The sequence below is a fragment of the Mucilaginibacter sp. genome, assembly GCF_028288205.1.
GTDB lineage: Bacteria > Bacteroidota > Bacteroidia > Sphingobacteriales > Sphingobacteriaceae > Mucilaginibacter.
Window position 1 is genome coordinate 225,977 of record NZ_JAQBOD010000039.1, and the last position, 21,571, is coordinate 247,547.

Sequence of the window (21,571 nt, forward strand, 5' to 3'; positions counted from 1 at the left end):
GCGGTAGTTTTAGTAATGGTATACGCTATTCGAAATAATTAAGGGTTTTAAAGCCACCTTTTTTCAAATAATCATCTTTTTTCACCAGGTGCAGGTCAGACTCCACCATATCTTTAACAAGTGCCTGCAAATTATATTTAGGTTTCCATCCTAATTGTGTTTGTGCTTTTGTAGGATCGCCTATCAGCAGGTCCACTTCTGTTGGCCTAAAATATTTTGCATCTACCTTAATTACAGTTTGCCCTGGTTTAAGGTTTTCTATATTTAAACCTAATTCCTCAGCCTTTTGCTTATCATAATCTATAATTACTCCGCGCTCATGCTCATCTTTGCCACTAAACTCAATTTCAATACCCAACTCGCCAAATGCCATTTTTATAAAGTCTCTTACAGTTGTAGTTACACCGGTTGCTATAACGTAATCTTCGGCAGTATCTTGTTGCAGCATCAGCCACATTGCTTCAATATAATCCTTAGCGTGGCCCCAGTCCCGACGAGCAGATAAATTACCTACATACAGACAATTTTGCAACCCTAAAGCAATTTTAGCCGCCGCCCTGGTAATTTTACGCGTTACAAAAGTTTCCCCTCTTATAGGGCTCTCGTGGTTAAACAATATACCATTACAGGCATACATACCATATGCTTCGCGATAGTTAACTATTATCCAATAACCATAAAGTTTAGCAACAGCGTATGGCGAGCGTGGATAAAAAGGTGTTGTTTCGCTTTGCGGAACGGCTTGCACCAAACCATATAACTCAGACGTTGATGCCTGATAAACGCGGGTCTTTTTAGTTAGGCCCAATAATCTTACCGCCTCCAATATACGTAATGTGCCTATGCCATCGGCATTAGCGGTATATTCAGGCGTTTCAAAGCTTACCTGAACATGAGACATGGCTCCTAAATTGTAAATTTCATCTGGTTGGATCTCCTGTACAAGCCGTATTAGATTAGTGGAGTCTGTTAAATCGCCATAATGCAGTTTAAATTTAACATTAGGCTCATGCGGGTCATGGTAAAGATGATCTATACGATCTGTATTAAATAATGAGGATCTTCTTTTAACCCCATGTACCTCATAACCTTTTTTTAATAAAAACTCTGCAAGATATGCACCATCCTGTCCTGTAATACCTGTTATTAAAGCTATTTTCATTTAATATTTACTATGTAATTTTTTAAGCTGCAATAATATCCAATTTAATTGAAAAACTATCTAATTGGTTATGATTAATATTATACGGAAAGTTTGAATAAAAGGATCAGAATGAGTTATATTCCCGCTACTGCGTCTTCCAGTTCGCGGTACCACTCTTCGCCATATTTTCTTATCAGCGGGGCCTTCAAAAATTCATGTACGTGTACTTTAAGCTCATCACCAAAACTGCATGCAGGGCTGCAAATGCTCCAACGGTCATAATTCAATACATCAAACTCAGGGTATTTTGTTATCCGAATAGGATATAGGTGACAGGAGATAGGTTTTTTCCAGTTAACCGCGCCTTCTTCATAGGCTTTTTCGATGGCGCATTTGGTTATGCCGCCCTCCCATATTACATAGGCGCATTCCTTGTTAACGTCAACGCAAGGGGTGGTGTAGTCGCCTTCAAAATCGGTTACGTAGGTTCCAACTTTTTCTATGGTTGCTATGCCTTTGGCAGTCATGTATGGCTTTACTTTGGGATATATCTCGTCCAGTATATGCAGTTCATCCGTATTTAACGGCGCGCCCGAATCGCCCTCTAAGCAACAGGCGCCTTTGCACTTGTTTAAATTGCATACAAAATTTTCTTTTACTACATCTTCATGTACTAAAACGCTGCCAACTTCTATCATTTATTTTTTCGTTATATATTATCAAAAGAATTATTGTCATTTCGAACGATAGTGAGAAATCTTATACAACATATAAGCGCATTGCCTGGTGAAGATTTCTCTTCATTCCTCGTCGAAATGACATTTTTTTATTGTACTGCTACCTATTTATTTATCGGATTAAGTGGGTATTTAAGCCCTTTAGCATCTGTCAGGTCCATTGTTACGCTGCCTACAATTAGGCCTACATTGGCTTTTATAGGTATACGGTTATTATCATCAGTTATCCATAAGTATAGCTTGCTGTTTTGTTTAAAAATACGGCCCGGTATAATTGTCGGGTTAAATTTAAGACAATTAAATTTACCTAATGAACAACTAACTGCTTCTTTGCCTATATAGGTGATATTGAGGGTATAAATGCCGTCATCCAGGAAATAAGGCAAATCAAACTTGTCTCCTGCTTTGATCTTTGAAATATCTATATTTCTCGCAAAATAATACGCGGATACAAAATCAAACACCCGCCCTTTAAACTGAAAACCGCCTTTGCCGGCAGTTATTTTACCACTTTCATGATCAAAACTTACTTTGTCAGTGTGTTTCCAGCTTCCTTCGCGCCGGTTTTCCTGGTAAAGGTAGGGCAATAGCGTTTTGTGATCTACCCAGGTTTCATAGCGGTTACGTACTTTATAAAAAATATCAAATGTACCTGCCGTTTTGCCATCGGCAGTAATATGAAAAGTAGGGTGCCCATTAATCTTCTCGCCATCCTCGATACGTAAATTCGCCTCGGCTCCTGTAAAAATCCCATATTTTAAACGGTAGCTTAATTGTTCGCCAACCTTAAAAACCGGTTCATTAATACTCTTAAGCTCCTGGCTAAAAACGGCAGTAAAGCAGTTTGTAATAAGTATGATAGTAAAAAGACTCTTCTTCATTTATAACTTATTAGCCCCCTCTAATCTCCTTCGGTAAGGGGGTATCAGCATTTTAAAGCCCACTCCTTTCCGAAGGACGGTTGGGTGGGGCTCAATCCCTCTTTTTATAAATAGGTACGGTAGAGCATGGCTCGCCAAACATCAGGCTCTTTACAACCGGGGTTAGTTTTTTTCCCAGTTCAACATATGCAGAAACAGGTACATCAATATCGCCACAGCCTTTTATTACCAAACGCTGGTCGCGGTATTGCTCCACATCCAATTTAGCTATGGCCTTTATATACAAAACGGTCTCTAATACTTCTGCATCGCCAAATACCACTTCGTGGGCATAAGGCGCCATCCGGTTAGCCAATAACAAATAGGCCCATGCCGGTACAATAGCATCGGCTGTGCAGGTAACAGCAACATTTTTACCTTCGTATTGTGTCCAGTCATGTTCTTTTACAAACTCCCTGAAATCTTTCTCACGCAGTATTAATCCCTGGAACAGATTGTCTTTAATATCATAGATAACGCGTTCTCCGGGCGCATAAAACTCGGCCGGGTCAAGTGTAACCAAACCGCTTTGTGCTACCTTATTTACAAAATTTTCCTGTATTTCCATTGTTTTCAAAATAAAAAATCCGGGATGACGTATTATTAACGTTATCCCGGATACAAAATTACTTTAAAATATGTCTATAACAGCTTGGCTCTGTAATCTTTTACATTGTCCTTATCTTTCAGGGCCTCAAATATCTGCCCTTCTGATCGCTGCATCATTGCCTGGCCTATTTGTTCTTTCTCTCTTACTGCATTTGTAAGTGGTGCCGGGCTTATAAAATTATTAACCGTAAACACATAAACACCTTGCTGGCCGGCAACCGGTTTAGAAATTTTATTAATCGGCGAGCCGAAAACCGAACCTACAACTTTATACTCTGCCGATGAACCCGGAATAACAGGATTAGCAAAAACAATATTTTGTACCGGAACAACTTTTGCACCTGCCTTTTGAGCAATCTGCTCAATAGATGATGAGCCACTTATGGCTGCTGCAAATTTATCGGTTAATAATTTACCTTTTACCTGGTTCCTTACTGCCGGCTCTATTTGTTTTTTAACCAGATCAAGGGCTAAGGTTCCCTGCGGCTTAATTTGTGTTACATGTGCAACTATGTATTGGTTACCTATAGTAAATACCTGGTCAGAAATATCACCTTTGGCTGATTTAAATGCCCATCTAATTAAATCACGCGCATCATCAAGTCCGGGCAAAGTACGCGCCACACCAGTTACATCATCAGCGGTTTTAACACTTAAACTTCCTTTTTTTGCCTGAGCATCAAAGTTATCTTTTGTTAAAGAGATCAGGAACGCCTGTGCTTTACTGTATGCTGCTGATTGTGTTTTGGTGCTTGCTGATAATGGCTTATCAATAACTGCAACCTTTACTACTTTTGATGATCCTTTTTGATCTTCGATCTGGATCAAATGAGCGCCATATTGTGTGGTAACTATTTTAAGATCGCCTTTTTTACCGTTAAAAACAGCTTCTTCAAAAGCAGGTACCATCGAGCCACGACCAAACATACCCAGTTCGCCGCCTTTAGCTGCCGAGCCCTTATCAACCGAAAATGTTGAGGCAAGGTCTGCAAATGATTTTTTTCCTGATTCAATCAATTTCTTAAGTGAATCTGCTGTAGCAATTGCCTTAGGCATACCACCATCTACAGGGCTAATTAAAATATGCTTTGCTTTTACAGAATCGGGCCCGACACGCGAATCAACCAATTTTGCCAATTTAAAGCTGCCATTTGACAGGTATGGACCAAAAACAAATCCATTTGATGCTTTAAACATCACTGTATCTATTTTAGGGTCAAGCTGGCCCTTATGCTGATAAATAAGCGGTGCTTTTGTTTCGGAGTTTATTTGTACAAACAATGAATCATTAGTACTGGCTTTAAAATCAGGTATAAGTTTGCTAATTTGTTGTTTTATAGCTACCGAATCTTCTGCCGAAGGCGCGCCATTAAAGCTTACATAGCTGATGCTTCTTAATTCCTGCGGATTTTTAAATTCTGCTTTATGCTCGTCATAATAGCTGCTATAGTCCGCATCGGTTAAAGTAACTTTGCTATCTGCAACTGATGCATAATCTAATACCGCGTATTTAAAATTGGCCAGTTTGTTTTTGTTTTCGTAATTATCCTTAGCATCAAGCGAGTTTACATACAAGCCATTGGTAACCATCGACATGTATTTCTCGCCTAACTTTGCTTCAATTAACTGCGTTACAAACTCAACCCATCGTATTTTTTGCGGGTTATCATCTTTTTGGCTTTTTATATTATTAACAACACTAATTAAATTTGCGCGATCAAACCTACCGGTTTGCGGGTCGGTAAAAGCTTGTATAACCTGTCTGTCCGGGTTAGTGCCGGTAGTCATAGCTTGTGTTTCATCAGGACTAACAACCAAACCAAGTTTTTCAACTTCTTTTCTGATAATAGCCTTGCTTACAAACTGGTTCCAGGTATTATCCTGAACATAGGCAGTAATTTGAGGCGTAACACTGGATTGACCAGACTGCTGCTTAAACTGTGCCGTATTTTGGTCGACAGCTTTATTATATTCATCTAAAGGAATTTTTTCATCGCCAACAGCGCCTAATTCATTGGTATCACCTTTCAAAAAAGACCCGCCGCTTTTTATTACCTCAGTAACAATAAAAGCAAGAAGTGAAAATCCTATTAGTCCTGCGACAATTTTACCCATCCGCTCACGCAGGTAACCCATTACAGCCATATACTTATCCTATATTTAATTAAATTTAATTCTTAATTATATTTTAAAAAGAGGGCGCAAGATACAATTTTTAGTAAAATTATATAACACAAATTTTTACCTCAAATATACACTTATTGTGGGGGCATATCTGTAACATTAAATATACCTGTTGACGCTCCGAATTTAGGGTGAGTTAGCTTATCATCGCTTTTAAAATTTATCCCGTTTATTACATTACCGTCTGATGTGGTTACTTGTACCGGCTTGTTAGAATATATAATTTGTTTCACCTGATCCCATATTAACTCGTCTGATTTAAAGGTTTCGCCCTGGGCATTGGTGGCCACAACATTTTTATAAAATTCGGTTAGCTGTTCTTTATCACGCTGAACGGCAGAATCAGAAACTATAGTACCGCTTTCTGCAGCATTCTTATCATAAAAAACAACCTTAACACCTTTAGGCATTATATAATAAGATTTGGCTACAGCGTAATGAATTAACAAAGGGGTAAGCATTTTACCTTTAACTATAGCCGAGTCGCTATAAATAACTTCAACACCCCTGGTGGTATCAATTGGCTGGCTCACCAATTTTGCTGATATTTCCTGGATCTTCTTAAGATCATTTTCGCATGCCCCTAAAAGCAGCATGCTTAAAAGCAGTGCCGGCAAAAAAAAGGCTGATACCTGTTTTACCCGACTATGCATTATACTCAATTAATCAAATTTATAACGTTGAAACCATTTATCGTTAAGTGTAAAACCTAAATGCAGGTTAATATAGTTTTCTTTTACCAGGCCATTATTTAGCGTACCGCGCTGTCCTAATTCGGCCGAGAAGTTAACCTTATAAAAACTCAGGCCACGAGATGCCAACGGCAAGCCCAAACCAAAAGTAACCGCATGCGATTTTATATTTGTACTACCACTGCCGGTAGGATTGGCTATATTATAATAGGTTTGATCAAATATTAATCCTAAACGGTAATCAATAGTAGCCCAGTAATTGCCCAGCGCGTTTATATTAGGAGTGTATTGGCCACCCATATTTAATGTAGAGCTATTGGCCATACCTTGATTTACGCCACCAATGCTTAGATCAGACCAATGGCCGGTACTATAATCGGCGCCAATTAAATATTTCTGATCTTTTTGATAGGATATACCGAAGTGATTAATTTGTGGCAGCTGTATTTTAGTTGAAGCGCTTTGCGTATTTACTAACGTATCTGCAGCAACATTTTGACTGCCATTAATAATAGAATACTGGCTAACAACATGAGTGCTTTGCGCGCCAATTTTTGACTTTAATGATCCTGAATAACCCAGTACAATATGGCGCGTTGCTGAAAGATCTATTTGATATTGAGCACCATAATCAAAATTTATCCCGCCAACAGTAAGATCCTGTTCATCTCTTGAATTTAAGGTTCCCGGCGAGTCATATTCTGTAGAGCGGTAATGTTTCAGGTCGCCAAATATGTATGATGCATTAAAACCCACCATTAAACCCTTGGCTATTTTGGTACCATAACCTATATAAGCTTTTGATAAGCCGCCTTCGCCACTATAAATACTATGAACCGCTACCGTATCAGCCGGATTTTTTGTACCGAAATTTGGTGAGGTAACGGTATAATTATAACCCAGTTCGGTATAAGGCATCAAGCCAAAACTAAATGCCGAATGTGCGGCAACAGGTATGGCAAACGCTACGTGGCTTAAACGAAAATTTGAATTTCTTTGAGTGGACTGGCCGTTTTGGCTTAAATTAACAATGTTTCCATACAAGCCAATATCAATAGTTGTAAAATCAATTGCAGCGTATGAAGCAGGATTAAGCGAGTTTACTGTATTATACCCGTTTATTTTATTTATACCGGTAGCAATACCACCCATAGCGGCATTTTGAGGTAACCACTGTGGGGTAAGGTCACCTAATCCGAATTGTGAATATGGGGAGCTTGTAGTTGCCGTGGATTGCGATTTTGCCTCAAATACGATAACTGCAAGTAAAAGTGTTATAAAAAACTTAGTATATTTAATCATTATGCTTTTGTGTAGCTGCGTTTAATCCTTTAAGAACCAGGTAAGGTTCGATTTTTATATAGGGGGCAAAGATGCTATTTTTCAATAGAGTATCAAAAAAAATACTGTCGCCTCCTGTAAGTATTATGTTTAATTCCTGTTTATTTTTTGCATAGCTTTCAATAAAGCCATTAAGTTCAAATTTAATCCCGTTTTGCACGCCGGATGTTATGGCTGTTTGCGTATCATTACCACTGTTACCTTCAAAACTTTCATCTGCACTTATTACCGGCAGGTTTGAGGTGTAATGATTTAGCGCATTATAACGCATATTTAATCCGGGTGATATGCTTCCGCCAAAATAATTTCCTTCGGCATCTATCCAGTCATAAGTTATACAGGTGCCCCCATCAATTACCAGGTTGTTTTTTTGAGGATATAAATAATTGGCTCCTATAACAGCAGCCAACCGGTCAAGTCCCAGAGTTTGTGGTGTACGGTAATGATTATGGATGCCTGTGGTCATTCCGGTATTAAAATATATTAACTGTGTTTTTTCCTTCAACCCGGTTTCCCACTCTTCGCTGTTTTTTTTTACTGATGATATGATGGTTTTATCAACATGATAACCGGTTAATAAATTATCAAGTATTTTAATATCAATGGTTTTATAATGTTTTGTATAAGCTATTTCATCCTGCTCAAATATGGCTATCTTGATAAAAGTATTACCTATATCAATAACCAAATTGGCCATCAGGCTTTAACCATTGATAATATTGACTCAAAAATTGCCAGCCCGTCCTCGTTAGCTAACAATGGATCAGCCGCACGCTCCGGATGCGGCATAAAGCCAAATACATTACGGTTGGTATTGGTTATTCCCGCTATGTTTTCTATCGACCCGTTAGGGTTAGCTTCGGTAATAATGTTGCCGGCCTCGTCGCAATATCTAAACAAAACCTGGTCATTATCATTTATTGATTTTAACACATCAGCATCAGCAAAATAATTCCCCTCGCCATGAGCAATAGGTATTTTTAAGGCACGTTGCAGATCAATCTGGGCAGTAATTAATGATTGTGTTGTTTGCGCCTTCATGTAAGTGTTACGGCAAATAAACTTACGGTTGCTGTTATGTAATAAAGCACCCGGCAGTAAACCGGCTTCGGTTAATATTTGAAAACCGTTGCATATACCCATTACATAACCGCCTTTAGCGGCAAATTGTATAACCTGTTCCATTATGGGCGAAAAACGCGCTATCGCGCCAGAGCGAAGATAATCGCCGAATGAAAAGCCGCCGGGTAGTATAATAAAATCTGCACCTTGCAGATCATGGTCCTTATGCCATAGGCGAACAACCTGCTGACCCATTATTTTATCTAATACATGAATAATATCTTCATCGCAATTAGACCCCGGAAATATAACTACACCAAATTTCATCAGCTACCTGTTTTTAATAATAATTAATAGGTGTGTACAGCAACCTATAATTGTTTCATGCTACAAATCTAATATAACAGCCGAAATTTGAACGAATGTAAAAGTTAAAAAGTGTTAAACTGAAAATAAACTATGCTGATGAGCAGTATAAAAAACAAACTTTCATACAACCAGCGTGTATTGGCGTATAAAAAATAGTAGGCAAAAAACACCGCTGCAGGGATGGTGCACAATAAAAAATGGCTTAAATTAAACTCGGCCTTTACATAAAATGATAGCCCGGCTACCAAAAAAACCATAAATAGCAGTTGGAACGACTTGCGCACCTGTACATAACTCCTGAAAAATATTTGCCTGATCTTAAAAATACCCAGTATAAAAATAATAATGACCGGAATTAGCACCAGGTAATTATAATATTGAATGTTAACATGGCCCGGAAATTTAGTACCTAACGGCACCCAGATAGTATAAAATACATTTAGATTACCCTTTAGATAATAAAATACGGCCAAAAAGAAAAATATAGTTATATAACCCATTATGCCGGCTACCCACTCGCGCCAGTTAAAAGGTTTAAAAATTATTAAAGCTATCCAAATGGTTAAGAAAAAATAAATAAAAGGAAAATAAATTAATGAGCCTATCGCTACTATCATTCCCAAATCATAGGCCGTTGATTTTGCATCATCGGTCTTATAAAGGCTAAATAGTTTATACAGCATCCATATCACCAGAAAATTACATATCAGTGGCGGACTCAATATTAGGAATGGCGTAAATAAAGTGGTAAGAATAATATACATCAGTGCAGGTAAAAAACTGGGCCTGCTTAATAAACCATATTGGTTAACTACGCGGTTTATCATTAAAGCCTGCGCAAATACCAAAACACCTGCAAGGAATATATTAAGTAACGGATCTAAGGCATATTCATAAGCGCCGGGTACCCAGAGCCGGGCAAAGGGCTCGACAAAGGTAAATTGTATGGCAGCTGGCGCATGATAAACGTAACCTATACGCAGCAAAAACAATAAAATGGCCAACCATAAAATATTAAACGGGTTATAGGTTCTGAACACATTTATCATGACTGCAATATTAGCAGAAAAAGCGGTTATGTTAAAATCAATAATCCTGTATTTACTCGTATTGCGTCGTAGCGCTGTTGGCCGCTGGGCTTGCCCGGCAAATCAGGTAAAACCATGGGCTAATTCTTTTGCCCACTATTTCGCGCTAACCTGCCCTTCGGCAAAATTTACCAGTAAAAAGACTTTTACCTCGCGAACCGCTTCACCATATTATCCACAATCTGCGCGGTTTCATCGGGGAAATCAACCCATACTTTGTTATCTTCCTTTATCCAGTGATTAATGCGGGCAACAAAGCTATCATCAATAGCCTGTATAACCGGCACACCCAGTTTGGATGCGGCTAAGGCATTGCATTGCTGCTCATACTGCCCCTGCATAGGTATCATCATTAACTTTTTTTGCAGAAACAGCGCTTCGGCCGGGCCCTCAAAACCACCGCCGGTAAGCAGGCCCTCGCAACTGGCCAGGCTACTGTTAAACCCCTCATTATTTACCGGGAATATTTGAACATTACCTATTTGCGAAACTGTTTTTTGCCGTTTAGAGAAAATATGCCATTGCACATTAGTTTCATTTAAATATTTAGCCAGCTTTTTATCATCATAAGCCGGCAGGTAAACTGTATAATGGCCCAGGTTGCTGGTTTGCAGGTTACGTATCTCACTGCGTATTACCGGGGTATGTATAAAATCATCATAACGCTCAAAATGGAACCCGATATGGTGCGTTGTAGGCGAATAATATTTAAGCAGCCACTCGCCATAGTTCCATTTACCGGGCCGTGGTGTTTTAGGCGAAACAAAAGCACATTGATGACTTAATGATACCGAAGGCATTTTTTGCAGCCTGCATGCCCAGGCGCTAACAGGTTCAAAATCATTAATAATGAGGTCATACTCTTTTAAAGGCAAACTATGCATATCCCGCCATAGCTGCGGCAGATCCATTATTTTATAAGTAGCCCATTTATCAACGCCGCCATTGGTGCCAAATACAAAACTAAAACCGTGGAACTTATATTTAAGGGGTTGCGCCAGTGTAACTTCGGCCTGGGTACCGCTAACTAACAGGTCCAGCTGGCCATATTGCTGTAACAGGGGTACTATCTCGCGCGCACGGCTAATGTGTCCGTTGCCTGTTCCCTGTATGGCGTATAGAATTTTCATTCTGTTGGAATGTTGTAAGGTTGAAATGTTGCAAAATTTTAGGTTTGCAGCTTTTAAAAGTCCTAAAGTAAAAAAATTGTTTGGCGTCAACCTTAAAACATTTCAACTTTAAAATATTCCAATAAAAAGCTTACGGTGCTTCCTGTTTAAACCGTTCCAACAACAGGTTAACGTCCAGTTTAGCATCCAAATCCTCGGCATCGGTTTTATCATCCTCATCCACGTCTGTATTAAAATTGCCGGGGTCGTATTTAAATATTTCCCATTTGCCGTTATGGTATTCTAACGCGGTAAGGCTCTCTACCCAATCGCCGCTGTTTAGGTATAATACTTTGCCCCGGTTATCAGTAGCCGTCATTTCTCTTATTTCGGCATGATGAATGTGCCCGCATATTACATATTGATATTCTTTAGCTACAGCCAGGTCGGCGGCGGTTTGCTCAAACTGGTTTATAAATTTAACGGCATCTTTAAACCTTGCCTTTACCTTTTGCGAAAAGCTCATTTTTTCTTTGCCGATTGCAGTTAAAAACCAGTTGGTAATACTGTTTAGCCATATTAGCGTATCATAACCAACAGCACCCAGCTTTGCCAGCCATTTAGAGTATTGCATGGTAACATCAAACACATCGCCATGAAATATCCAAGCTTTTTTGCCATCAACGTTTAATACCAATTTATTAAGCAGTTGAAACGAGCCCAGGTTAAAATCGGCAAACTTGCGCAGCATTTCGTCGTGATTGCCGGTTAAATAGTAAACGGGCGTGCCTTCGGTAACAAATTTTAATATGCGGCGCACCACCTTCATGTGCGCTTCGGGCCAGTACGATTTGCTAAACTGCCATATATCAATAATATCGCCGTTTAGGATAAGCATTTTGGGTTTGATGCTTTTTAAATATTTAAGCAGCTCTTTGGCATGACAGCCATAGGTACCCAAATGCACATCGGATATAATTACGATATCAACTTCGCGTTTTGCCATGAAAAGTTTTGGGGGATAATGTTCTGTCCGGTAAAATTACCGGTTAAGGGATGGAATAAAATTTTAAACCGGCGGCTATTCGTCGTCGTCGTCTTTATTAACTGTAAGTTCATAGGGACTTAAATAAAATACGCCCACCAGGAGCAGTAGTCCTACTACAAAAACATACGCGTACTCAAATTGCATAATACAAGGTTTTTACAAAGGTCATCAATCAACATTATCTTAACGTTAAGACTTCATTAATTGTATAAGGTTTCATCAAATTGAAAATTTATTTTTTATCCGCTCTAATTGCGCTAAATGGTGTGTTAAATGTATCAGGATAAATTTATACCATTGCCCGGCATTCATCATACCAAAACGCGAGTGTTTAAAACGGCTTCCGGGCGGTGCATCATTAATGCGTGATGTTATGGTATCAACGCGGCTCCTGCATTTTATTAATAAATTTCGGGCTTCTTCTTTAGTAAGCTTGGTTACTTTCATTCTGGCGGCCTCGGCTGCCGGCACTTTTACCTTTATTGGTGGTAAGCTGCCGAAAAATAAAACCAGCCTGCCTAAAACAGTTAATCCTTTTTTGGTTAGCTCGCAGGTGCCATTTGCACAGCGCTCGGCCGCTATAGCAGACCCAATAGTAGCCTGCAATATATGCGAGTACACTTCGGCAAACGACCATCCGCCACCTGGCGGCGTTACGTCAAACAGGTCATCAGGAATGGTATCTAACTGGCTGCGATAGTTATCAAGCGCGGCATCAATGGCCCGGCGCTCTTTGGCTATTTTCATAAAGTGAAGTTAACTGTTTAAATCAGCAATTTAACAAGTCAGCCTGTTTTATCGTCTGAAACAGGAAAGTATTGAATTATTGTTTTTGGGATAATCGCCAGGATGCCGCTAAACTTTCTTTATAATAGTAAAGTTAACTCTTTCAAATCCATTATCTGCACCGGCACCTCATCGGGCTTTGGTGCATTAAACGGATTAAAATAAATAGCATCCATACCAAAATTTAAAGCGCCCAGTACATCAGCTTCTAAACTGTCGCCAATCATCAGGCATTCTTCTCTTTTTACGCCGGCTAAATTAATGGCATATTCAAATATGGCTTTATCGGGTTTATTAGCCCCCACAATCTCTGATATGATAACATGCGTAAAATATTTACCAATGCCGGTATTACCTATCTTAATATCCTGCGATTCTTTAAATCCATTGGATATTAAATGCAACGTATATTTTGATTGCAGATAAGCCAAAGTTTCGTGCGCGTTTGGGAAAAGGTTTGTTTTTGTTGGACACAATTTTACATAAGCATCTTCAAACCCATTAGGTATTACATCAGGGTGTACGCCCAGGTCTAAAAATGTTTGTTTAAAACGTGCCGCACGCAAAGTTTCTTTAGTGATGTTACCCACATGGTATTCGCGCCAAAGCTGGTGGTTGTTTTTAGTGTAGGTTTCAATAAAAGCATCGGCAGATGTGAGGCCGATATCATGCAGGCGATGCAAAACATAAAGCTCATGCAGCGCCTCCTCGGCATTTTTATCAAAATCCCATATGGTATGGTCAAGATCGAAAAAGATGTGGGTGTATTGTTTCATTGCGGCAGCAAAGTTAAACTTTTAGCCCTAATTATTAGCCCGGGGTTCACTCCCTACTGAGGGGCAATGACCTATCTATTTACACAATAGTTGCTATCTCAAAAGTATTTATTCAAATCAGTTGCAAATAATATTCGGCTTTGTGATCTTCGTGCCTGCTTAGCGACCTCATGTGGTTAAATTTTACCACTGAGGACGCTAAGAAGATACGCAAAGCACCACAGAGCTTTTATAATGCAAAATATAATTTTTTATCGCTCAACTTAATTTTACTTTTTGAGGCGAGCTCAATACAACTACCTAAACGAATACGTTAAACTACCACGTTGCGTATCTGGTAAGTGCGTATCACTATTAAATTTCATAGCCAGTACCGCTTCCTCTACTTTGTGTACAAATGCCTTGTCTTTGATAGTAGTAAGTTTACGATCTGCCAGTGCCGAAACTACATCGCCTTTTTTATTAATTACAATGTCGATAGTGGTTCTTCCGTTAGCGTGGCCCAGGTGGTTTAAAGACGCCTGCATCAAAATATTACGCCCTTCGGGAAGATTAACGCTTTCGCGTTTAGGCAGTTTCTGCGCGATAGTGTTTAGTGAACCTGCAATAAGCAGGGTTGTAAAAAATAGGGTTGTTGATTTTTTCATGACTGTGTGAGTTATAATGCATATAACTCATTATCAGTGCAATTGTTTAAAAATTTCCACATCATTTCCCCACCGTCCACATTATCCTGTTTATTTTCCAGCCATCGGGCTTCCTTTGTAATACCATCAGGTAGCTGCCTTTAAATTTAGCGGTTTTATGGGTGGTGTTATCTACCGTTGTTTCGTTATAGTCGCCGCTATCGCTGGCCAGATCGCCGGATACAGTTACCCCCGAACTATGAAATTTAATGCGCGCATTAAATTGCTTCATTACAGACCGGTACAACTTGGTTATGGCCTTTTTGCCCACCGCGTTCTCTTCACCAGTCGAGTAGAAAACGGCATCATCGGTATATTGGTCCGTTGCCTTGCCCAACTGTTTAGTTTGCAGGTAAACGGTCCAGTTATTACGCAATTGTCCAATGAGTTGTTTGTCTGTTTTGCCTTGTGCAAAGCACGTTACAGGCAGCAATAAAGTAATAATAAGCAGTAATTTTTTCATGACTATACTATTTATTTATCAATTATTTGGTGTCATCATTTTGCCAGTGTATATGGGTGTATATGGTGTAGGTACTTGTAGGTACCTACATCTAACTTTTCTTTCCAAACGCCAAATCACCGGCATCGCCCAAACCTGGCACTATATAGGCCTTGCTGGTCATTTCGTCATCAACGGCACAAACCCATAAGTTTACCTTAGGCAGGTTAGCGCGAACATGCTCTATACCTTCAGTGCTGGCAATTACCGTAGCAATGTGCAGATCCTTAATATCATACTGTGCCTTTAGTTGCTTGCAAACTTCCACTATACTTTGTCCGGTGGCCAACATGGTATCGCATAAAATAAATATTTTACCGTCAAGGTTTGGGGTTGATATATGGTCTACATTAATTACAAAGCTACCTCCCCGTTTAACTTTACGGTAAGCCGTAACAAATGCCGATGATGATTGATCGAAAAAATTCATGAACCCCTGGTGAAACGGCAGGCCTGCACGTAATATGGCCCCCAGCACCGGGTACTCTACCGGTAAATTTACGGTGGCGGTGCCTAATGGGGTTTGCACTTCTGTGGGGGTATACTTTAATTTCTTGCTGATCTCATAAGCCAGTATCTCGCCCAACTTTTCCTGGTTGCGCTTAAACCGTTGTTTGTCTTTCTGAATAACCGCGTCTCGCATTTCGGCCAAAAAACTATTTCCAATGGTATTGGTTTTGTTGAGAATGAAGATCATTTTTTAGAAATTAGAGGTTAGTTAATTAGAGATTAGGTTTTGCGCGTTGTTATTTGTAAATCTAATTAATTGGATTTTAAAACTAATCTTTAATCTCTAATTAACTAATCTTTACTACTGACATAAGGTTGTCATCAACAGTTATTTACTTTGATATATTTTAATCGCAATGTAAAACTAATCACTAACCTCCAATTAACTAATCACTAACCTCCAATCTCTAATCACTAAACCGTATTTTTGTTATCTGCATGGATTTTAAACTAACTTCTCAATATAAACCCACCGGCGACCAGCCCGAAGCCATCAGGCAGCTGGTTAATGGTGTAAATAACCACGACCCTTTTCAAACCCTGCTGGGTGTAACCGGCTCGGGTAAAACGTTTACTATTGCCAATGTTATACAGCAAACGCAAAAACCTACACTGGTTTTAAGCCATAATAAAACCCTGGCCGCGCAGCTGTATGGCGAGTTCAAGCAGTTTTTCCCGGAAAACGCGGTTAACTATTTTGTATCTTATTACGACTATTACCAACCCGAAGCTTTTATACCCACCACCAATACCTATATAGAAAAGGACCTGCAGATAAACGAGGAAATTGAAAAACTGCGTTTGCGCACCACATCGGCATTAATGAGTGGCCGGCGGGATGTTATTGTGGTTTCGTCCATATCCTGCATTTACGGTATGGGTAATCCTGAGGATTTTGCCAACTCCGTATTTAAATTCGCGGTGGGTACACGTATTAGCAGGAATGCTTTTTTACATCGATTAGTAGAGATACTATACTCGCGCACCACTGCCGATTTTAAGCGTGGTACTTTTAGAGTTAAGGGCGATACCGTTGATATTTTCCCGGCCTATATGGATTATGCCTATCGCATTTCCTTTTTTGGTGACGATATTGAAGAGTTAAGCACCTTTGATATCGGCACCGGTAAAACGGTTGAGAAAATGACGCACATGGTGCTTTACCCTGCCAATTTATATGTAGCGCCAAGAGAGCGTTTTACACAATCTATATGGGCCATACAGGAAGAACTGGAAACCCGAAAAAAGCAATTTATTGGCGATGGCCGTTTCCTGGAAGCCAAACGTTTGGAGGAAAGGGTTAACTATGACCTGGAGATGATACGCGAGCTGGGCTATTGTTCTGGTATCGAGAATTACTCCCGCTTTTTTGATGGCCGCGCGCCGGGTGCAAGGCCATTCTGTTTGCTTGATTATTTTCCTGATGATTACCTGATGGTGATAGATGAAAGCCACGTAACCGTGCCCCAAATACGGGCCATGTATGGCGGCGACCGTTCGCGCAAAATATCATTGGTTGATTATGGGTTCCGCTTGCCGGCAGCTATGGATAACCGCCCGCTAAACTTCCAGGAGTTTGAGCGTTTGGCACCGCAAACTATTTATGTAAGCGCTACCCCTGCCGATTTTGAATTAGAAAAATCGGGTGGTGTGGTAGTGGAGCAGGTGATACGCCCGACCGGCCTGCTTGACCCTGTAATTGAGGTAAGGCCGGTAATTAACCAGGTAGACGACCTGCTGGACGAGGTAGATAAAACCATTAAAATGGGCGACCGTATATTGGTAACCACCCTTACCAAGCGCATGGCCGAGGAGTTGGCTAAATACATGGATCGTTTAGGTATTAAATGCCGCTACATACACTCGGAAGTTAAAACCCTGCAGCGGGTAGAAATATTGAGGGGGCTGCGTTTGGGCGAGTTTGATGTGCTGATAGGTATAAACTTATTACGCGAAGGACTGGATCTGCCCGAGGTATCATTAGTAGCTATTTTGGATGCGGATAAGGAAGGCTTTTTGCGCAGCGAACGATCCCTGATACAAACCATAGGCCGAGCTGCCCGTAATGACCGTGGCCGGGTAATTATGTATGCCGATAAAATTACCGACTCTATGGCAATAACCATGAGCGAAACCACCCGCCGCCGCGAATTACAAATTGCCTACAATACAGCAAATGGCATCACCCCGTTAACTATTGGCAAAACCAGGGAAGAAATTATTGAGCAAACATCAGTAGTTGATTTTCAGGGTGGGGTGCAAAAGGCTTATGTAGAAACGGATATGATGACTATGGCCGCCGACCCGATAGTACAATATATGTCGAAAGCTGATCTTAAAAAATCAATCGACAATACAAAAAAGGATATGCTTGCCGCTGCTAAGGACATGAATTTTTTACTGGCCGCCAAACTGCGCGACGAAATGTTCGCGCTGGAAAAGATGATGGAAGAAAAGTTTTAGCAAATTCCAATGTTATTTCGAACGAGGTATGAGAAGAAATCTTATACAACCGGGCATAACGTATAAGCTCTCTGTCGTTCCGAAATGACATTATCAATACAAAAGCATTGTAACAATACTATCAGCCGCCCTGTCTTAAACACAACACTAATCATAAGCAAACAATTTTGTCGTTATAATATTATATTTGTACGCTTTATTAATAAGAATTTAACAAGATGGAAGAGTTGATCCGTTTTCTATTTATTGCAATCGCAATACTATATATACTTAGAGCCATTGTGCGCTGGGCATTGCCAATGCTTTTTCAAAGCATGGTAAACAAAGCACAGCAACAAAATCAGCAAACAAATTATAAAAGCCAGGAAAAACCAACCGGCCGCGTAAAAGTTGATTATGTTCCTGAAAATCAAAAAGGCAAATTTCCTGATAGTGAAGGCGAATTTGTAGATTACGAAGAAGTAAAGTAACCAAAATGATATCTGATGACATATTCAAGCGCAGGCGTAATCACAATAATACGCCCAAGCCTGTTTTGCTCATTATCACCAATTATATAGTATGCTGCGCCCTGTTTACGCTGGATAATAAAATAAATTGGTTTTTCGGGCTTACGCTTATCCTGTTCGCCATATATAATTATTTCAACATCCGCCGCAACCGCGAAGATTATAACAAGGTAAATATTATCGCTTACATTATCAGTCTGCTTGGCCTGGTAGCATTATACTTTCTTGCCCGCAAAGGTTTATAAAACCTTTAAAACTTATAATTCCTATTCTCACGCAAATTTCTATTTTTGAAGAATAATATATTATCTTATCCATTATAAATAACTTAGATGAGTAACTGGTTCAAGCGCAATGGCATCCACTTTGCCATAATTGGAATTTTCTTAGTGATATGCTTTCTATATTTTACACCCGCTTTCCAGGGAAAAACATTGGGGCAGGCTGATGTAACCGGGGCACAATCTACCGCTACAGAAATAAATGCCTATAAAGCAAAAGACACCACTATATTGTGGACTAACCAAATATTTGGCGGTATGCCTGTTTTCCAGCTTTGGGCACCTTATAAGGCTAATATTACTACACATGTTATACACGCGTTAAAAGTTATATTCCCTAACCCTATTGATACGGTTTTAATATTCTTGTTAGGCGCATACTTCTTATTCATTGTATTAAAGCTTAACCCGTGGTTGTCTGCCGCGGGAGCTATAGCGTTTACTTTTTCATCATACAATATAATTTTGCTGGTTGCCGGGCATGCTAACCAGGCCTATGCCATCGCGTTTTTCGCGCCTATACTGGCAAGCATAATTTTAACCCTCCGTGGTAAATATATATTGGGCGGATCGTTAACCGCGCTTTTCCTGGCAATGGAGATCAGGTCGAACCATATTCAAATGACCTACTACTTAATGCTGGCAATACTCATTTTAGCCGGAATTGAGCTTTACCATGCTGTCAAAGCAAAAAAAACATCTGCCTATTTTAAATCTTTAGCCTACCTGGGCGGCGCATTGCTATTGGCCCTGGCTGTAAATGCCTCCATACTTTGGAGCACTTATGACTATGGTAAGGATACCATCCGTGGGCAATCAAACTTAACACAACACACTACCGAGCCAAGCAACGGTTTGGCAAAAGATTATGCTTATGGCTGGAGCCAGGGCGTTGGCGAGTGCCTTACCTTTTTAGTGCCAAACGCTTACGGCGGTGGCAGCGGTACAGAAATATTAGATCAAAACTCTGCAACAGTTAAAGTATTCCTTGCTAATAACGTTCCGGAAGATAAGGCTGTACAATTAGCTAATCAAATTGGCGGTTTCCCGGGTATGGGTACTTATTGGGGCAATAAACCGGGTACCAGCGGTCCGTATTATTTTGGTGCAGTAATTTGTTTTCTGTTTATTTTCGGGTTGCTTATTGTAAAAAGCCGCCTTAAATGGTGGTTGCTGGCTACCGTAGTATTAACTATGCTGCTTTCTTTTGGCAGTAACTGGCCCTTTGTATCAGACCTGTTCTTCAATTACTTCCCGCTTTACAATAAGTTTAGAGTTGTAGAGTCTATATTGGCTGTCGCCAGTCTATGCTTTCCAATATTAGCGTTTTTAGCTATCAAAGAGATCATTGAAGCACGTGATAACAAAGAAATATTCAAGAAATTAAAGCTTTCCTTATATATTACAGGCGGTTTAACCTTAATATTAATTGCCCTGCCAGACCTTTTATTAAGCTTTAGAGCTACAGACCAGGCAACCGGCATAGCCCAGCTTACGCAAGCTTTTAAGCTAAATGATAACACATTGGCTACAAGCATATCTAACGCGTTGGTTAAGGACAGGATAAGCCTCGAACGCGCCGATGCTATACGTACTTTGATATTTATATTGATAACCTTTGGCATATTATGGGCCTTTATTAAGCATAAGATCAATGTCACCATTTTATCAGTTGCCTTCCTTGCATTGATATTGGCTGATATGTGGCAAATAGATAAGCGTTATCTAAAGGATGAAAACTTTACTGAAAAACAAGATTCTTATCAGCCACAGGAACGCGTGGTAGATCAGTTTATAAAACGCGACCAGGACCCGGACTTCCGCGTGTTTGATATGACCGTGCCGATGAAATCTGATACATTTAACCCATTTTTTCATAAATCATTCGGAGGATATTCTGCAGCAAGATTAAAACGTTATGAAGAGTTAATAGATAACCAGTTTACCAAAAGCATTAACCATGATGTTTTAGATATGATGAACGTTAAATACATCATTACGCAGGACCCTAAATCAGAAAATGTTAGTATGCAGGTAAACCCAACCGCTTGCGGTCATGTATGGTTTGTAAAAAGCATTAAATATGCAAAAAATGCCGATGAGGAAATGGTAGCTATAAGCAGTTTTGCACCTAAAGATGTTGCAATTGTTGATCAACAATATAGCAGCTTAATAGATACTAAATCTGTAAAAAACGGAGTTGACACCAGCGCAACCATAAAACTAACCAGCTATAACCCCGATCATATGATCTATGAGAGTGGTTCTACCACATCGCAAATTGCGGTATTCTCTGAAGTATATTATAACAAGGGCTGGAAAATGCTGATAGACGGCAAGGAAACTCCTTATTTCCGTGCTAATTACCTTTTACGCGCGGCGCAGATCCCGGTAGGTAACCATAAAATAGAGTTTATATTTCACCCGGTATCTTATTACGCAGGCGAAACCATTTCTTTTGCGGGATCAGTTCTGTTAATACTTGCATTAGGATTTGCAGGATATATTGAAAACAAAAAGAAGCCGACGGGTAAGAAAGCTTAATCTTTTATTGAGACTTACGAAGTCTTTTATAGAAAAAGGCGATGAATTTACTCATCGCCTTTTTTATTTCCTCGCAATGACGTGATTGTAAGTTATTGATTATCAATATAATTAAAATTGTCATCTCCTTTAGATTAGCTTCAGCAAAATAAACAGGTTATTATTATTGTTGAAGCTTTCTTTTTGCTTCTTTTTCTTTGTTAATAACCTC

At 39.7% G+C, this 21,571-nt stretch carries 21 protein-coding genes; 4 read left to right on the plus strand and 17 right to left on the minus strand.

Features of this window, described 5'->3' with window-relative positions:
• Positions 1–25: 25 nt before the first annotated feature.
• The 17 genes from gmd to upp form a co-directional block, all read right to left on the minus strand.
• Positions 26–1,162: a GDP-mannose 4,6-dehydratase gene (gene gmd / locus JWR23_RS08980; protein ID WP_299515442.1), complete on the minus strand. Its 1,137-nt coding sequence runs from the start codon at positions 1,160–1,162 to the stop codon at positions 26–28.
• Positions 1,163–1,278: 116 nt separating this feature from the next.
• A complete protein-coding gene (locus JWR23_RS08985; RefSeq protein WP_299515444.1) occupies positions 1,279–1,842 on the minus strand; it encodes a DUF3109 family protein in 564 nt (187 codons plus the stop codon).
• Positions 1,843–1,985: 143 nt separating this feature from the next.
• Complete coding sequence (locus tag JWR23_RS08990; protein WP_299515446.1) at positions 1,986–2,762, minus strand: DUF3108 domain-containing protein; 777 nt, start codon at positions 2,760–2,762, stop codon at positions 1,986–1,988.
• Between the two features lie 91 nt (positions 2,763–2,853).
• Positions 2,854–3,369: a DUF2480 family protein gene (locus tag JWR23_RS08995; RefSeq protein WP_299515447.1), complete on the minus strand. Its 516-nt coding sequence runs from the start codon at positions 3,367–3,369 to the stop codon at positions 2,854–2,856.
• A gap of 74 nt (positions 3,370–3,443) precedes the next feature.
• A complete protein-coding gene (locus JWR23_RS09000) occupies positions 3,444–5,555 on the minus strand; it encodes a SurA N-terminal domain-containing protein (RefSeq protein WP_299515448.1) in 2,112 nt (703 codons plus the stop codon).
• Positions 5,556–5,668: 113 nt separating this feature from the next.
• A complete protein-coding gene (gene lptC, locus JWR23_RS09005; protein ID WP_299515449.1) occupies positions 5,669–6,247 on the minus strand; it encodes an LPS export ABC transporter periplasmic protein LptC in 579 nt (192 codons plus the stop codon).
• A 9-nt stretch (positions 6,248–6,256) separates the two neighbouring features.
• Positions 6,257–7,588 (minus strand): hypothetical protein, encoded by a 1,332-nt coding sequence (locus JWR23_RS09010; protein ID WP_299515450.1) that lies wholly within the window; start codon positions 7,586–7,588, stop codon positions 6,257–6,259.
• Positions 7,581–8,324: a type III pantothenate kinase gene (locus tag JWR23_RS09015; protein ID WP_299515451.1), complete on the minus strand. Its 744-nt coding sequence runs from the start codon at positions 8,322–8,324 to the stop codon at positions 7,581–7,583. Before JWR23_RS09015 ends, JWR23_RS09010 begins: the two co-directional genes overlap by 8 nt.
• Positions 8,324–9,016: a phosphoribosylformylglycinamidine synthase subunit PurQ gene (gene purQ / locus JWR23_RS09020; protein WP_299515453.1), complete on the minus strand. Its 693-nt coding sequence runs from the start codon at positions 9,014–9,016 to the stop codon at positions 8,324–8,326. The genes JWR23_RS09015 and purQ overlap by 1 nt, the downstream gene beginning before the upstream one ends.
• 104 nt (positions 9,017–9,120) lie before the next feature.
• Complete coding sequence (locus tag JWR23_RS09025; RefSeq protein ID WP_299515454.1) at positions 9,121–10,107, minus strand: DUF6427 family protein; 987 nt, start codon at positions 10,105–10,107, stop codon at positions 9,121–9,123.
• A gap of 185 nt (positions 10,108–10,292) precedes the next feature.
• The gene (locus JWR23_RS09030) at positions 10,293–11,276 is read right to left on the minus strand and encodes a glycosyltransferase family protein (protein WP_299515456.1); all 984 of its coding nucleotides are present in this window, start codon (positions 11,274–11,276) and stop codon (positions 10,293–10,295) included.
• A 130-nt stretch (positions 11,277–11,406) separates the two neighbouring features.
• Positions 11,407–12,261, minus strand: a complete 855-nt coding sequence (locus JWR23_RS09035; RefSeq protein WP_299515457.1) for a UDP-2,3-diacylglucosamine diphosphatase — start codon at positions 12,259–12,261, stop codon at positions 11,407–11,409.
• A gap of 261 nt (positions 12,262–12,522) precedes the next feature.
• Positions 12,523–13,050: a DinB family protein gene (locus JWR23_RS09040; RefSeq protein WP_299515458.1), complete on the minus strand. Its 528-nt coding sequence runs from the start codon at positions 13,048–13,050 to the stop codon at positions 12,523–12,525.
• Positions 13,051–13,169: 119 nt separating this feature from the next.
• Positions 13,170–13,865 (minus strand): YjjG family noncanonical pyrimidine nucleotidase, encoded by a 696-nt coding sequence (locus JWR23_RS09045; RefSeq protein WP_299515459.1) that lies wholly within the window; start codon positions 13,863–13,865, stop codon positions 13,170–13,172.
• Between the two features lie 296 nt (positions 13,866–14,161).
• Positions 14,162–14,512 (minus strand): hypothetical protein, encoded by a 351-nt coding sequence (locus tag JWR23_RS09050; RefSeq protein WP_299515460.1) that lies wholly within the window; start codon positions 14,510–14,512, stop codon positions 14,162–14,164.
• Positions 14,513–14,573: 61 nt separating this feature from the next.
• On the minus strand, positions 14,574–15,014 hold the full coding sequence (locus tag JWR23_RS09055) for a nuclear transport factor 2 family protein (RefSeq protein WP_299515461.1): 441 nt from the start codon (positions 15,012–15,014) through the stop codon (positions 14,574–14,576).
• Between the two features lie 91 nt (positions 15,015–15,105).
• Complete coding sequence (upp, locus tag JWR23_RS09060; RefSeq protein WP_299515462.1) at positions 15,106–15,750, minus strand: uracil phosphoribosyltransferase; 645 nt, start codon at positions 15,748–15,750, stop codon at positions 15,106–15,108.
• A 251-nt stretch (positions 15,751–16,001) separates the two neighbouring features.
• On the opposite strand from upp, the gene uvrB reads away from it, so the two are divergent.
• From uvrB to JWR23_RS09080, 4 genes are all read left to right on the plus strand, one after another.
• The gene (gene uvrB / locus JWR23_RS09065) at positions 16,002–18,026 is read left to right on the plus strand and encodes an excinuclease ABC subunit UvrB (protein WP_299515464.1); all 2,025 of its coding nucleotides are present in this window, start codon (positions 16,002–16,004) and stop codon (positions 18,024–18,026) included.
• Between the two features lie 218 nt (positions 18,027–18,244).
• Positions 18,245–18,496 carry a DUF4834 family protein gene (locus JWR23_RS09070; protein WP_299515465.1) on the plus strand — a complete coding sequence of 84 codons (252 nt, stop codon included), beginning with the start codon at positions 18,245–18,247 and terminating at the stop codon, positions 18,494–18,496.
• Between the two features lie 5 nt (positions 18,497–18,501).
• Complete coding sequence (locus JWR23_RS09075; RefSeq protein ID WP_299515466.1) at positions 18,502–18,780, plus strand: hypothetical protein; 279 nt, start codon at positions 18,502–18,504, stop codon at positions 18,778–18,780.
• 87 nt (positions 18,781–18,867) lie between these two features.
• Positions 18,868–21,360, plus strand: coding sequence for a YfhO family protein (locus tag JWR23_RS09080; protein WP_299515468.1), 2,493 nt, complete (start codon positions 18,868–18,870; stop codon positions 21,358–21,360).
• The last annotated feature ends 211 nt before the right edge of the window (positions 21,361–21,571 follow it).